Source organism: Nonomuraea sp. NPDC048901 (genome assembly GCF_040649695.1).
Lineage (GTDB): Bacteria > Actinomycetota > Actinomycetes > Streptosporangiales > Streptosporangiaceae > Nonomuraea.
On the sequence record NZ_JBEZFW010000004.1, the window covers coordinates 235,165 to 248,948 of the forward strand.

Annotated in this window: 12 protein-coding genes; 6 read left to right on the top strand and 6 right to left on the bottom strand. The window is 67.2% G+C overall.

Translation table 11 applies throughout. The features are described 5' to 3' along the window. Positions 1–104: 104 nt before the first annotated feature. Complete coding sequence (locus AB0C30_RS14910) at positions 105–1,667, bottom strand: serine/threonine-protein kinase (protein WP_357943495.1); 1,563 nt, start codon at positions 1,665–1,667, stop codon at positions 105–107. Continuing rightward, complete coding sequence (locus AB0C30_RS14915) at positions 1,657–2,988, bottom strand: DUF4407 domain-containing protein (protein ID WP_357943497.1); 1,332 nt, start codon at positions 2,986–2,988, stop codon at positions 1,657–1,659. Before AB0C30_RS14915 ends, AB0C30_RS14910 begins: the two co-directional genes overlap by 11 nt. A gap of 286 nt (positions 2,989–3,274) precedes the next feature. Between AB0C30_RS14915 and AB0C30_RS14920 the strand changes: the two genes are divergently transcribed. The 3 genes from AB0C30_RS14920 to AB0C30_RS14930 are packed head-to-tail and all read left to right on the top strand — an operon-like array spanning position 3,275 to position 7,633. Beyond that, positions 3,275–4,720, top strand: a complete 1,446-nt coding sequence (locus tag AB0C30_RS14920) for a hypothetical protein (RefSeq protein ID WP_357943499.1) — start codon at positions 3,275–3,277, stop codon at positions 4,718–4,720. Next, entirely contained in the window at positions 4,707–5,708 is a 1,002-nt protein-coding gene (locus AB0C30_RS14925) for a hypothetical protein (protein ID WP_357943501.1), read from the top strand. Before AB0C30_RS14920 ends, AB0C30_RS14925 begins: the two co-directional genes overlap by 14 nt. Next, positions 5,696–7,633: a hypothetical protein gene (locus AB0C30_RS14930; protein WP_357943502.1), complete on the top strand. Its 1,938-nt coding sequence runs from the start codon at positions 5,696–5,698 to the stop codon at positions 7,631–7,633. The genes AB0C30_RS14925 and AB0C30_RS14930 overlap by 13 nt, the downstream gene beginning before the upstream one ends. A 168-nt stretch (positions 7,634–7,801) precedes the next feature. On the opposite strand, the gene AB0C30_RS14935 is transcribed toward AB0C30_RS14930, so the two are convergent. Next, complete coding sequence (locus AB0C30_RS14935; protein ID WP_357943504.1) at positions 7,802–9,004, bottom strand: NAD(P)/FAD-dependent oxidoreductase; 1,203 nt, start codon at positions 9,002–9,004, stop codon at positions 7,802–7,804. Between the two features lie 65 nt (positions 9,005–9,069). On the opposite strand from AB0C30_RS14935, the gene AB0C30_RS14940 reads away from it, so the two are divergent. From AB0C30_RS14940 to AB0C30_RS14950, 3 genes are all read left to right on the top strand, one after another. Next, positions 9,070–9,663 (top strand): PadR family transcriptional regulator, encoded by a 594-nt coding sequence (locus AB0C30_RS14940; RefSeq protein WP_357943506.1) that lies wholly within the window; start codon positions 9,070–9,072, stop codon positions 9,661–9,663. A 727-nt stretch (positions 9,664–10,390) separates the two neighbouring features. Then, a complete protein-coding gene (locus AB0C30_RS14945) occupies positions 10,391–10,792 on the top strand; it encodes a helix-turn-helix transcriptional regulator (protein WP_357943508.1) in 402 nt (133 codons plus the stop codon). A gap of 32 nt (positions 10,793–10,824) precedes the next feature. After that, positions 10,825–11,196, top strand: a complete 372-nt coding sequence (locus AB0C30_RS14950; protein WP_357943510.1) for a hypothetical protein — start codon at positions 10,825–10,827, stop codon at positions 11,194–11,196. A 219-nt stretch (positions 11,197–11,415) separates the two neighbouring features. Here AB0C30_RS14950 and AB0C30_RS14955 read toward each other — a convergent pair whose 3' ends face one another. From AB0C30_RS14955 to AB0C30_RS14965, 3 genes are all read right to left on the bottom strand, one after another. Continuing rightward, entirely contained in the window at positions 11,416–12,297 is an 882-nt protein-coding gene (locus AB0C30_RS14955) for a sigma-70 family RNA polymerase sigma factor (RefSeq protein WP_357943512.1), read from the bottom strand. 63 nt (positions 12,298–12,360) lie between these two features. Continuing rightward, positions 12,361–12,771: a VOC family protein gene (locus AB0C30_RS14960; protein WP_357943514.1), complete on the bottom strand. Its 411-nt coding sequence runs from the start codon at positions 12,769–12,771 to the stop codon at positions 12,361–12,363. A 239-nt stretch (positions 12,772–13,010) separates the two neighbouring features. After that, positions 13,011–13,424, bottom strand: a complete 414-nt coding sequence (locus AB0C30_RS14965; RefSeq protein WP_357943516.1) for an RNA-binding S4 domain-containing protein — start codon at positions 13,422–13,424, stop codon at positions 13,011–13,013. Between the last annotated feature and the right edge of the window lie 360 nt (positions 13,425–13,784).

Consider the following 13,784-nt stretch of genomic DNA (forward strand, 5'->3'; position numbering starts at 1 on the left):
GGCCGGCAGGCGCCCGCCGGTACTGCTGGCCAGAAGCTTGGTGTCGACGCGCGGATTTGCGGTTGATAAGGACCGCCGTTGACGAGCGCGGCCACAGACAGCGGCTATCCCTTGGCGGCGAGCCTCCGCGCAACGTCCTCGCGGGTCGCGGACGGCAGCAGGGGCAGCAGGCGGTCGCGGCAGGAAGGCGGGCAATGCACGAGCAACCCGGCGATCGTGGCGGATGGAAGGCGGCTCAACGCCTGACCAGCCGGGCCCTCCGGCATCGCGGCGACGACGAGACCGGCCTGCCGGGTGTCGATGACAGCCATCGCTTCGAGGGCCGCCGCAGAGTGCCGATCGTGCATGTGACCGAGCATGCGTCCGCGGTGGTGGGGCTCCATCGCCAGTACGACCCCGGCCACCAGGCTCGGGTCTCGTACCTGGTCCAGCAGCCAGCCGACGCGGTGCGGGAGCAACATTTGCAGGATCTTCGCGCTCTTCGTCGCCTGGCGGCACAGCTCCTCCACCGCGGCGGTCGTGAACAGCTGCCACTGCTGGGCGAGGAGGACCGCCGCCTCGGCGGCGGGCAGCGCGAGGACCATCGAGCCTCTCTCCGCGGCGCCGGCACCGGCGAGCGCCCGACGCACTCGTTGTGTCGCCCCGTCACCACCCGTTCCCGCGCCGTTTCCACCTCGGCCGCCGCTCCGTCCGGGAATACCGCCGTTCCGTCCGGGGATGCCGCCGTTCGCTCCGGCTCCGTTCGCTCCGGCTCCGTTTGCTCCGGCTCCGTTCGCTCCAGCGACGTTCGCTCCGGCTCCGTTTGCCCGGTGAGGCGGACGTGGTCGAGTGGCGGAGTCTTGCCGCGTCCGCCGCGGCCCTGTCCCGGGATCACCCCTGGGGACCTGTTGCAGTCGCCGCGCCAGTTCATCGGCCGTCATCCTGTTGGCCGGGCTCTTGACCAACAGGCGGTTGATCGTCGACTTGAGTTCGCCCGCCCGGGTCATGGGGTCCGGGGGGAGAGCGAGGATCGCGAACTTGGTGGCTTCCTCAGTGCTTCGGTGGAAGGGTGGACGTCCCTCCAGGGCCGTGTAGAGGGTGGCGCCGAGCGACCACAGATCGGCCGCTCCGTCTATCGGGATACCTCGTAGCCGCTCAGGGGCTATGAAGTCCGGGGTGCCGATCACGTGACCGAGCGTGGTGATGCGCTCGTGGCCCTCGATGGCGGCGATCCCGAAGTCCACCAGGACGACCTCGCCGGAAGCGGTGATCAGGATGTTGTCCGGCTTCACGTCGCGGTGGAGCACCCCGACCGCATGCGCGGCCGCGAGCGCGGCGAGCGCCTGGGCACCGATCCGCGCCACGTCGCGCTCGGACAGGGGTCTCTTCTCGATCAGCGAGCCGAGCACGGTGCCTGGCACGTAGTCCATCACGATCCATGGGCCGTCAGGGGCGTCGAGCACGTCATGGACCCGGACGATGCCCGGGTGGTCGATCCGGGCCAGCGCCTGTGCCTCCTGTTCTGCCCGCGCCTTCAGCTCTGGCAGGCGCCCGACGTCCGCGCGTACCTGTTTGAGCGCCACCACGCGGTCGAGCTTGCCGTCCCGGCCGCGCCAGACCCGTCCCATGCCGCCGCTGCCCAGTCGCGCCTCGATGACGAACCGACCGGCGACGCGCTCACCAATCATCGTTCAGTCCGGCGTACTCGGTCCGCTGGCCGTCGTCTGCCCGAGAGGCGCGGTTGTCTCGGAGGTTGCGAAGCGCCTCGTCCTCGAAGCTCCTGTCCTCAGGGTGCTCCGCCGGCGGGGGTGAATACGGGACGCCGGGTTCGTAGAAGACTCCGGTACGAGGTTCGTCCGCGACGTACGGCCGGGTCGTGCCGTCCCGCCAAGAAGCGCGACGTGGCCGGTCTGCCTCGTAGATCTGGTCGATGGCCACGTTGACCTCCCGCTTCTCCAACGCGGCCAGGATCATGTCGTAATTACCAGGCCGCTGCATCAGCTTGACGAGGACCGGCAGACACTCGATGAGCAGGATGAACAGGAACAGCAAGGTCCGGGCCATGTTGAGGGTCGCGTTGTCCCGCGACACCCTGCCGAGCGCCTCCAGTCGCAGCATCAGGCCGTCGGATCCCCGGATCTCGGCGGCGAAGCCGTCCCTGAGCCCTCCCTGCTGCTTGGTCAGTTTGCCCAGCTCCGTCTGTACGCCGCGCAGATCCTGCTCCGCCTGGGCCAGCCTGCTCGCCTTGCCGGCCTCCTGGCCATCGCCGAGTTGTCTCCTGCGCAGCGCCATCTGCCGGTCGATGTCCTTCACCCGGTCGTCGGCGGTTCTGTACGCCTTCTCCGCCGCCTTCGCAAGAGGCCCGGACCCCTTCTTCGCGCATTTGGGCGGCCCGACGTACAGCTGGCACTGCCATTCCTGGTAGAACGTGTCCCGCTGCTTCACCGCCTGGTCGTGCGACTTACGCAGTTCCCGGATCCGCGGATCGGCCGCCGGATCGAGCGTGACCTCCCCGCGGGAGGCGATCACAGCTTGCAGAGCCGCCGCGGACTTCTGCAGTTCGGCTATGCGCCGACCGGTCTCGCCGCTCTGCTGCGCGCTGGTGAACGCGTCGGCTTTCTCCTGCTGAATGTCGACGATCTCGGCATCGATCTCGGGCTTGAAGATCTGCAGGACCAACGGCGTGGAGATGACGGCGCCCAGCAGCAACGCGAGGAGCACCCGGGGCAGGGCGAGCCACAAGCGCCGTCCACCTTGTGCCGGCAGGGATGTGACGAGCCACCGGTCCAGGCTCAGAATCGCCACACCCCAGACGATGCCGATCAGGACGGCGAGCGGTGCGAACAGCTTGAGCGCCGAGGCGAGCGCGAACGTCATGGAGATGGCGGCGACGCAGGCCGTGGTCAGTATGGCGCCGCCCAGGCCGTGAAACCTGGCGCGCTCTCCCTTGCACCGCTCCAGCACATCCGGACGGGCACCCGACAAAACAATCAGCCATCTACCGACCACGCGCGGCTCCGGGGGGAGGGGACAGGACGCCATACGCCCTACCCCGTGAGTAATCCACTGACTACCATAAACAACCGGCAATCTTGATTTATCACAAGAGGATAGATGTCAACTCGCGGAGGTTACGTCCAACGGCCCGCCACGGACGGCTTTCCCAAGGGCGACCAACGGTTACAAATCACCATAGAACGGACAAAGATTGGCGATCCACTCTTATCGCCATAAGTTCCATTAATGATGCCATAAGGACTCATCGAATAAAGGTTCGAAACGGGCGGGGAAATCTTTGAACCATTTCGCAGAGGGCGGGTTGCGTGGCGATCTCGCCGATCTGATCGTCTCGTTCAGGGAGCGGCTGGCCGTCGTGGAGATCGACGCCGCCGGAATACGGATCTTCGAAGTCCGCGTCGACGAGGTCGGCACGCCGTTCCACACGCGCAGAGCCTCCGCCAAGTGGTCCACCTTGACCGCCTCCGGCGATGAGGTCTTCGACGCGGTGCTCCGGATCGCTGGAGATCTGATCTCCGCCGACGAGGAGGACCCGCTGATGGTGGTGTGTTGCGCCGACGGGCACGAGCAGGAGGCGGCGCTGCGCGCGCTGCGACAGTGGCGCCCATCGGCTCAGGTCGTCGAAGTGCCCGGGGTCAAACTCGGGGAGTTGCTCCCGGAGCTGATCGTCGGTGCGCCCCTGCGTCATGCGTACGACCTGATCGTGGCCCGGGAACGCACGGACGACGGCAGGCTCGAACTGGTGGGACGGCGGCTGTTCGGCTCCGGAGCGAAGCCCGGGGACGACGCCCATGTGACCATTACGTGCACCGACGCGGGCGGCGTGCTGCTCGCGGTCTCCGCCTGGTCAGGCCTGCTCCAGCCTTCGGACCTGGTGTCGGTCGACCACGCGCCGCTCTCTCCCGGACCACATCGGCTGCGGGCGGTGTTGGAGCGGCCCGGCGTCGTCCGCTTCCCCGAGGTCCCCGGTCTTCAGCCGGACACGCGTCCGTGGACGGAAGTGGTGGCCACGCTGCCGGCACTGCTGCCGCCCGTGCCCCGGCCCGCGCACCTGGTGTGCGCCATAGAGACGGCGGGAACGCTGAAGGAGTTCGAGGATCGCTGCCACTGGGCCGGCTACGTCATCGACCTTCTCACCGAGCACCGTCTCGGCCCCCAGCACCTCCAGGTGTCCGTCGCGGGATACGGCACCCACGTGTTCGGCACCAGGCACGCAGACCGAACTCGACCGGCCTTGGCCGTCTGGTCCGGCTCCACGGCGCAAGCACGAGCCGCCCTGGAGTCCCTGCAACCCACCGCGCCGACGTACCCGAACGCCGCCCAGCTCGAGGACCTGCTCGCGGAGGTGAGAGACCGGCTGCTCCCGCAGCCGGGCAACACGCGGACGGCGCTGCTCACCATCGGGGCGCGGCCTCCGCATCCCCCGCGGTCCGGCCTCGACCGCGTACCCGCCTGCCCCGCGCGCCACGACTGGCTGGCGCTGCTGCGCGACATGGAACAGCGCCACGATTTGAGGAGCGCGGCCATCTGCGACAGTCCGCCCGCCTCCCCCTCGTCCCCCTGGCATCGGCTCGGCTCGGCCGCGCTGTTCCAGGTGGACGCGGTGAACGCCGAAGAACTCGTGATCCGGCTCGGCCTGGTGGGATCGTCCGCCGCGCTTTCCCTTCCCTTCGTCTCCCAGAATTTCGTCTCCCAGAATGAGGACATCGGTGGTCGACACTGACTCCGCCCCCGGCGATCCCGAGCGCGATCGCGAGCCCGACATCGCGATGTGGGGGGCTTCGGGCAGCGGCAAGACCGCCTTCCTGGCGGCGCTGAGCATCGCGCTGAACAAGGCCCGCGACGCGGGCTGGAGGCTCATCGGGGAGAACCCGGTGTCCCGGACCGAACTGGCGAAGCTGCGCAACACGCTGCTGCAGGCGCGTACGTTCCCGGCCCCGACCGAGGCACTCACCCACTACAGCTGGTTGATCATCGGCCCGGCGGCGGCGCCGCGCAGACGATGGTGGTGGCCGTGGGCGACGCGCGTGGCGAAGGCGCCGAAGTTCAAGCTCGACTTCCTGGACCTGCGCGGGGACCTGTTCGCCGAGTCCGAGTCCAATATCGACAAAAAAACCCTGGTCGACAGCCTGGTCAAGAGCCGCGGGCTGATTTACATGTTCGACCCCGACCGTGAGGCCCGGGTGGGCGACGCCTTCAAACATCTGGATGCCGCACTGCACGAGGTCGCCGGGCGGATGCTCGTCGGCGACGAGTTCGAAGACGGCAAACTGCCCCACTACATCGCGGTCTGCATCACCAAGTACGACGACCCGAAGGTGTTGCGAATCGCGATGGAAGAGGGGTTCTCGGAACGAGATCCCGGCGATGAGCTGCGAATCCCCCGTGTGCCCGAGGACCGGGTCCCCGATTTCTTCCGGGTGCTGTGCCGGGAGACCCACGACCACAACGCGGAGATGATCCTCGATCTGATAGAGGCGTTCTTCCATCAGGATCGCATCAAGTACTTCGTGACTTCGTCGGTGGGCCTGTTCATCGATGAGGATCTCGGCCGTTTCGACCCGGACGACTTCCTGAACGTCATCGACAACGCGAACGGCGGGCTGACGATCCGGGGGGCCGTCCGCCCCCTGAATGTCATGGAGCCCGTGATCTGGCTCGGCCGCATGATCCGGCCCGGCGCGATGAGGAGCCGGCGATGGGATGGCTGACCGCCCACTGGGCGATCCTCGGTAAGACGCCGGAGAGCCTGGACGACTACGGTGTGATCGGCTGCAGCTCGGGCGCGATCACCAGCGCTGAGTTCGGCATGTGGCTCAAGGCGTTCACCTCCGGCACCATGGAGCCCAAGGCCCTCCCTCGGGTGGCGACCAACTACTTCGCCGTCGGCCCTGACAAAGAGCCCTGGCTGGGGTTGTCCGTGCAGATCGAGCCGGAATCCCAGGACGGCTTCCAACGCCCGTACGCGATGACGTACTACGCCTGCGTACGCTGGGCGGACATCGCCTCCGAGTCGACCAGGCTGTCGTACCGTGCCCTGTACGAGGCGCTGACGAAGGAGAGTTTCTCCGGCGACGCGCCCTTCCAGCTCTCCCCTTCGGGGTACGACGAGCGTCGTCTCGCCGGCGAGGTGCACGGCACGGCACGGCGGGCGGCGGCGCTGCTGCTCACCGGGCGGCCGGTCTGCGTGGTGGGGGCCGGCCACCTGCCTCTGGATCGGCGGCTGGACTTCCTGGACTCCGTGGCAGCGCTCCTTCCGTACGGGTTCCGCCCCTCGCTGGCGGCCTCCACCTGGACCAACAGCGCCTCCCGGCACCGGATCCGCCTCTCCTTCGCCGAGGTGCCGCCCACCCACGGGGTGTGGGAGCTGCCCTGGGAGGACGATGACCCACCAGAGGCGTATCCGCCCCAGGCTCTGTTGTACGAGAAGGAACTGGAGCGCTATCAGGGTGCTGACCTTCACGAGCTGATGAGGTGGCTCACCACCTTGGCAGAACCGCGCGACTTCGACGACGTGTCCCACCGCGCCGCGGCGTTCAGGCTGCTCCGAACCAGTACCTCCGCTCAGCGCCCGGGCCCGGGCGAGCAGCGCACCGCCGTCGCAGGCTCCCCGAAACCCTCGGTGGAGCAGCTGCTGCACCAGTGTCGTGAGAGCATCGCGAACTCCGAGGAGCAGCGGCTCGGTGTCCTCAACACGCAGCTGGCGCAGCGGGCTCGCGAACGTGTGCCGGACAAGGACCGCAAGACCTACCGCGTGTTCATCAGGGCGAACCCCATCCATCCGCCCCAAAGTCTGGCCGGTTCGGTTGTCGTGCAGAACTTCTTTGAGGCCCTGCTACGACTGCTGTACGCATCGCCGATGCACGCGGCCGACGTCGAGGAGATGCTGGTCGATCTGGGTGGCCAGCGCCGGGCGGCGCCCGGCCTCCCGCCGGCGCTGCTCGCTGCGATGAGCCGGCTCCTCCCGCGAAGCTCTCCCTCGGGAAGGTTGCTCATCGCGAGCCTGCAGGGCCCCGAGCACCTTCTCAAGATCCTCGACGGCATGTCGGAGGACGAGTTGTTCCATGTCGCCGTCCAGTCCCGCAACCGCAAGGTGCTGGACATCGTCATATCTGAGGCGGACCGCCGTGCCCTGCCCACCGATCCACGGGCCATGGAGGCCGTCAAATACGCGCTGATGCGACACCGCTACCTCATCGACGCGATCAGCTCCATCTGCGCCGCCGAGGAGAGCGTCCTCTACTACCAGAACGTGCTCCAGGTGAGCCATCGCCGCCAGCTCTCCTCAGCGGACATCGAAGAGATCCTCGTGGACCTGGACCGCCCTCCCCAGACCTTCCTGCTCGCGATCGTGGCCCTGAGCGCGCCCGGAACGGCCTCGACCCTGCTGTACTCCCTGGCAGGCGGCGCGGTGCGCAGATTCGGCCTGACCGGAACGCCCGTCGTCAACAGCATCAAGGCCGGCCTCGACCGGATGACCGCCCCCGAGGATGAGGACCATGGCCGGAGGACGTGGTGGCGCCGAGGTCCCAGCCTGAGAAGGCTGAAACCGGCTTCCACCCTCGGGAAGGTCCTCATCGGCACATCGATCATCATCATCGTCGTCGCGGCCATCGCGCTGCGGCTATGGCTTTGACCCAGTGTCAGCGCAGGTGAGCGGCTGTCCAGCAGTCCACCGTGCCGCGTTGGCGCGCTGACGGTAGGAATCATCGCGTGCCGTAGCGTACGCAGCGCCCTGGAAGTCTTCCCGTTCGCCCAACCGCGCCAAGCAGGACCTTCGGCTGTCCATGATGAGCCTTTGCGATCATCTGGTCACCTTTGCGTCCCAGTCGATCCGGTAGTCGAAGATCCAGGTCATCTTCTCGGGCTTGCCCAGCTTGCCGAAGATCCGGATCGCGTAGGCGTTGATGACGCGGCCGACCGGCCCCGCCGCCTTGCTGGCGTTCTTGCGGGTCGTCTCCTTGATGACCCGCTCGACCCGGGGACGGCGCTCGGCCTCATAGGCGGCGAACGCCTCGGCGTAGGGGAGGTCGCGTAGGCAGCGGGCGAGCTGGATCGCGCTCTCGATCGACAGGGACGCGCCCTGCCCCGAACTGGACGACGGCGCGTGTACCGCGTCGCCGACCAGCACGATCCTGCCCCGGCTCCACGTGACGGTTGTGGGTGGCATGTTCTCCATCGGGCCGACGATCACCACGTCTGATGGGTCGGTCCGGTCGATCAGGTCCCGCGCGGGGGTGCCGTCGGCGGCGAACTTCTCCGCCAGGATCGGCAGCCACTCGGCGGCCGGGGTCGCCTGGACCTCGGCGGCGGTCATCGGCTCGGGGTGCGGGAGGTTCACGAACCAGACGGCGTCGTCGGCGCCGAAGACCTGGTAACCGAAGAAAGCCTTCTTGCCGAAGGTCATCGGCATCTTGCCCTCGGTCGAGGGGATCCCCGGGGCTCGGACGCGGGCGCCGAAGCTGATCAGACCTGCGTACTGCGGTCCCGGGGCCGCCGGGTCGATGAGGGAGCGGACGGTCGAGCGGATGCCGTCGCAGCCGATGAGGATGTCGGCGGTGGCCTGGGTGCCGTCCGCGAAGTGCGCGGTCACCCCGTCGGCGGTCTCCTCGGCCCGGACCAGGCGCTTGCCGTACTCGGTTCTGACACCGCGCCGCGCGGCCTCGTCGTGCAGCACCCGGTAGAGCTCGTCGCGCCAGACGAACTGCATCGGCCGGATCCCGGGCGGGTTGCCGAACTCGGCGAGCGGACGGCCCTTCCAGTCCTGGAGCACGATGCCGGTCATCGGCGCGCCGAGCGGACGGATCAGGTCGGCGCAGTCGATCGCGTCCAGCGCGTCGACCCCGTTGGGGGCCAGGCTCATGCCACCGCCGACCCCGTCGGCGGTCTTCTCGTACGCCTCGTAGACGGCGGCGTCGATGCCCGCCTTCTGCAGGGCCATCGCGGTGACCGGCCCGGCGATCCCGCCGCCGATGACGAGTGCTGTTTTCACGGTGTTCTGCTGCATGATGGGATAGTTGCATTGCAACTAGTAGCTCGTCAACTAGTAGTTTCCGGAGTAGTGTCGGTGACATGGGTACTGCGTTCCGAGGTTCGCCGCTGGCTCTCACCGTCCTGGCGCTGCTGCACTACAAGCCCCTGCATCCGTACGGGATCCAGCGGCTGATCAAGGACTGGGGGAAGGATCTGGTCGTCAACGTCGAGCAGCGGACGAGCCTCTACCGGACGATCGACCGGCTCGCGGAGGCCGGGCTGGTGGCGGTGCTGGACACCGAACGGGACCACGCCTACCCCGAGCGGACCGTCTATGAGGTCACCGACGCGGGCCGCGAGGCCGCCCGTGAATGGCTGGTGGACCTGCTCACGGTTCCGAAACGGGAGTTCCCGCAGTTTCCGGCGGCGCTGTCCCACCTGCTGCTGCTTTCGCCCGAGGAGATCCCCGACCTACTGGAGCGCCGGCGGACGGCCGTCACGGCGTCGGTGGCGGAACTGCAGACCGCGCTGACCGGTCAGGCCGAGGGGGGTCTGCACCGGGCCGGCCTGCTCGAACTCGAATACCTGCACGCGGTGGCCGTCGCCGAGGAGCGCTGGCTGACCGCCCTGATCGACGACTTCCGCTCCGGCCGGCTGACCTGGTCCCGGGCCGACTTCGCCGATCCGCAATAGGTACAGGCTACGCATGCCGAGGCCGCAGGGACGGCTTCTGCGGTGCGGCGTTGCCAGGCGTGTAATCACCTTTGCTGACAGGTCCGCACAGGGTCGTGAAGCTGCTGAGCGACGTGGGCGCGGCTCTGCTCGCGGTGAGCGCCGCAGCAGCGCTGCGCGCCCGGCGCCACGGACTAGGTGCGCCACTAGCGGGGCAGTCCACGATCGTGAACGCCTCTGGATTCCGATTCACATTACTCGTCAGTTCTGGTTGCCGACAAAGAGCGCTTGGGATGTACTTAATTTAAGCAGACATTCATCTTTGATCGTCGCGGGTGGTGCTCATGCGAGCGGTAGATACCGTGTTTTTCCTATTTCTTTTTGTCTTGATTTCGGGAGTATCGGTCTATTGCGTGGTGGTAGTAGTCGACGAGGGGAGGCGCAAGCGACGGGCGAGGCTTCGGCCGTCCCGCAGCGGCAGGGTGCGTGAGCGAGAAATACGCGCCCGGCAGGAAGGGGCTGCGTGGCATGAGTGGGCACGTGAGCAGGCACTACATGAGCGCGCAGCAGAGGCTCGCCATGAACGCCAGGCTAAGGGGGAGGATCTTATCCCACCACCTGCGAATAGCATGGAGCGCCTGCGTCGCCAGGCCAGGTACGAAGATACGGACTAGTACTCCACTGACACTTCGCGATCTTGGGCGTTCAGGTGGCATGAAGACGGCCACCACGTGATCATTCGGAGTTTGTGAAGACATCTGAAGATCGCGTGATTGCCGCGGCCGACACGCTGGGCGTCAGCCCTTCGTTGCTCTCGCGACGTTTCCGTGACGTTCGAGGCGTTACCTCGATCCAATACCTGCGCGGCGTCAGGTTGCAGAAAGCGCGGGAGCTACTGAGCGGGACCGACTTCACCCTGCAGAACATCGTCGAACAGTGCGGGTATCGCAGTGCGTTCTATCTCAGCCGGGTCTTCAAAGCCAGCACTGGTCAATCGCCTTCTGAATACCGGGCGGGGAGCCGCTGTCCTGTGGCACCGAACCTTGAGCTTGTGCCATGGATGGGTGAGCGGTGCAGCGTGACGTCCAGTTGCGGGATGGGGGAGTTGCAGCCGCACCCGGAACGTGGCGCCATCGCCGGGATGGGATGAACCGCAGACATGACCGCCTGGACAATGGTCGCATGGCGATGTTTAAGGGCGCTCGGATCGAGGTCCACGACGAGGTGTGGGGCGAGGATCACGGCGACACTGTGGAGTTTGGTCTCACGGTCGCGGCGTGGGGACGTACCGCCGCTGGACATTGGCTCACCCGCGATGACGCGCGATCCGCGTTGCACGAGGAGGACATTGACGTCCTGATGGAGAACGACGGCTCCGCGTTCATCAGCGAGGAGGGGAAGGAGCAGGTGGTCGATCGGCTTGCGCAGGCGTTTCCGGGTTCCGAGGTCCATTACTACTCCGATGACGAGGAGGACGGAGGAGAGCTCGACGTGGCGGGGAAGGCTCCGATCTTTGAGGTCGAGTTCCGGTGGGAGGGGATAGGGACCGACTGATAGCCCCCAGAGCCGCCCGCACGCGGGGCGAAATGTCACCGCCATTGACGGGCTCCCCTGTCCTGTCGCGCACCGACCCAATTCAGGTCCGCCCCGGCCATACCGAGTCCACGTCCACCATCAGACGTCACGCTGCACCGCTCAACCTTCGATGGCACAAGCTCAAGGTTCGGTGTCACAGGACAACCGAGCGGGGAGCCGCATTTGAGACCGCTGGTTCTACGCGTGAGTTTTGGTGCCAGCGGCGAAGTGCATCGATGCGAGCTTGGCGGGGTCGGCCACGATCGCGATGGCGGCAATCCGGCCGTCGGCGACCGTGAACGAGATGATGGAGAGCGGGGTTCCGTCCTCGCGCCACGAGATGTACCCGGGAAGGCCGTTGACGAGCACCGCTTGATGCCGTGCGACAGCGCCGGAGACCATCTTCGCGCCGGTGGCGACTGCGGTGGCGCCGAGGGTGACGACCAGCCCGTTCGGAGTGTCGACCGTCAGTTTCACGTCCGGGTCGAGCACGCGCAGCAGCGCCTCGAAATCGCCGCCCATCGCGGCCGCGCGGAAGGCGTTGATGACCTGTCGTTGTTCTCGTCGGACGATCGCCGGCCGCTCGGTTGCCTGTACCTTCCTGCGGGCGCGGCTGGCGATCATCTTGGTGGCGTCGGCGGACTTGCCGAGGATCTGACCGATCTCGGCGAACGGCACCGCGAACAGGTCGTGCAGCACGAACGCCAGTCGCTCGCTGGGCCCGAGCGAGTCCAGGACGACGAGCAGCGCGAGCCCGACCGAGTCGGCGAGCGCCACGGTTTCCTCGGGCTCAGCGCTGTCGTCGGCCGTGAGCACGAGCTCGGACAACCCGTCTCCGTAGGACGCCTCGCGGCGGGACCGCAGGACGTCCAGGCTGATCCGGCCGACCACCGTGGTCAGCCAGCCCGCCAGGTTCTCGATGGCCGCGGCGTCCTGGCGGGCGAGCCGCATCCAGGACTCCTGGACCACGTCCTCGGCATCGGCGTGCGATCCGAGCACGCGGTAGGCGACCGCGCTCAGCCGGTCGCGCTGGGCCTCGAACGCCTCGGCCAGCAGGTCCGTCCGGCTGGTGTCAGTCATCGGGTGGTTTTCCTCGGATCATGGGTTATGACGGGTCTGGATCGTCGCGTGGTCTACGGTCGGTCAGCCATCGGCGCGGTTTGGGCGGCGCGGCTGGCGGAGCGAGATCTGGTTGCCGTCCGGATCCACCGCCTCGATGCGAACGCCGAACGGGTAGTCCTCCGGTTCGGGCCGATCGAATGTTACGCCTCGCTGGCGAAACACCTCGAAATCCTTCCTCAGGTCGTCCGACTCGAGGATGAGCGGGCCGGGGGCGACACCCGGCCGGTTCTCGACCGGCTGTCCCGCATGCGACCAGAGGATGATCTCGACCGGACTGTCACCAACGCCCACGGTGAGGAAGCGTCCTTCCGGCCCCGGGTAGTCGATGCGCTTCTCCAGACCGAGCCCTTCGGTGTAGAACTTCAGCGCGCGGTCCTGATCGGTGACATTGACCGTTACATACATGATGTTCGTCAGCACCTTGGTCTCCAATCTCGTTGATGGTCCGACGACCGTGGGTCGTACATGGCCGTCGCTCCTATGACGGGCGCGGGCGCCAGAAGGTAACGAGCGGACCGAGCCCTGCGCAGGAGGGCGTCACGGGTATTCGCGCGGATCCGGTGGAGGAGGAACCGCCATCGCGTCCTTTAGGCGGTCGCTGATTGCTTCTCGCCAGCGTGGCGTTCGACGAGCTCGCTACCGCGCCTACCTATTGGATGCGGTATGCCCGTTCAATCCGGGTCGGGCCCGGTGCCCCGCCCCTCCGCCGTCGGGCGTCCGAGCAGCTTGTCGATGCTGCGGCGTTCGCGTTTGGTGGGACGGCCCGCGCCCCGAGCTCGTACGGCCACTGTGACGATCTCTTCGCGCGGAGGAGGCGGAGGGCTCTTGTCGACGTAGCACTCGGCGGCCACAGGGGCGCCGACGCGCTTGGTGATGAGCCGGGAGACGACCACTATGCGTTCGTGGCCCTCGTGCCGCAGCCGGACCTCGTCACCCACCCGGACGACGTGCGCGGGCTTGACCCGCACTCCGTTGACTCGGACGTGACCGCCGCGGCAGGCGTCGGACGCGATCGAACGAGTTCTGGTCAGCCGCACCGACCAGATCCAACTGTCCACCCGAGCACTCAGCTGCTCACCTGCCACTCCCACACTGTACTGAGACCGTCGCGTCGCCAGCATCCAAGCTTCGCAGTTCTCATTCCCCGGCTCTTTGCCAGGGAATTGCCAGAAATGACTGTCACGCTGCCGCGCGTGATCGCATCGAAGCCGGCCACAGCCACCGTTCCCGTCACATCCGCACACTCTCCCGCCGCTGCTGCGACGCCGCCGATCACGCCCGAGTGGGCCTGCCGACGGAGCTGTTCATCGGGCTGACCATGCCCTACCTGCGGTTGCCGCAGCGCCCGCACGGTGCCATCACTTCTGCTCACCAGGCTCAGGGAGCTTCGCTATCGCGAGAAGGGATCGAAGGCTTGTCACAGGAGAAAACGGAATTGAGGACCG

Bases quoted from the DNA above. Each gene is read 5' to 3' on its own strand.
- AB0C30_RS14940 (WP_357943506.1), top strand. From the start codon at position 9,070: ATGGGTACTGCGTTCCGAGGTTCGCCGCTGGCTCTCACCGTCCTGGCG.
- AB0C30_RS14910 (WP_357943495.1), bottom strand. From the start codon at position 1,667: ATGATTGGTGAGCGCGTCGCCGGTCGGTTCGTCATCGAGGCGCGACTG.
- AB0C30_RS14955 (WP_357943512.1), bottom strand. From the start codon at position 12,297: ATGACTGACACCAGCCGGACGGACCTGCTGGCCGAGGCGTTCGAGGCC.
- AB0C30_RS14935 (WP_357943504.1), bottom strand. From the start codon at position 9,004: ATGCAGCAGAACACCGTGAAAACAGCACTCGTCATCGGCGGCGGGATC.
- AB0C30_RS14930 (WP_357943502.1), top strand. From the start codon at position 5,696: ATGGGATGGCTGACCGCCCACTGGGCGATCCTCGGTAAGACGCCGGAG.
- AB0C30_RS14950 (WP_357943510.1), top strand. From the start codon at position 10,825: ATGGCGATGTTTAAGGGCGCTCGGATCGAGGTCCACGACGAGGTGTGG.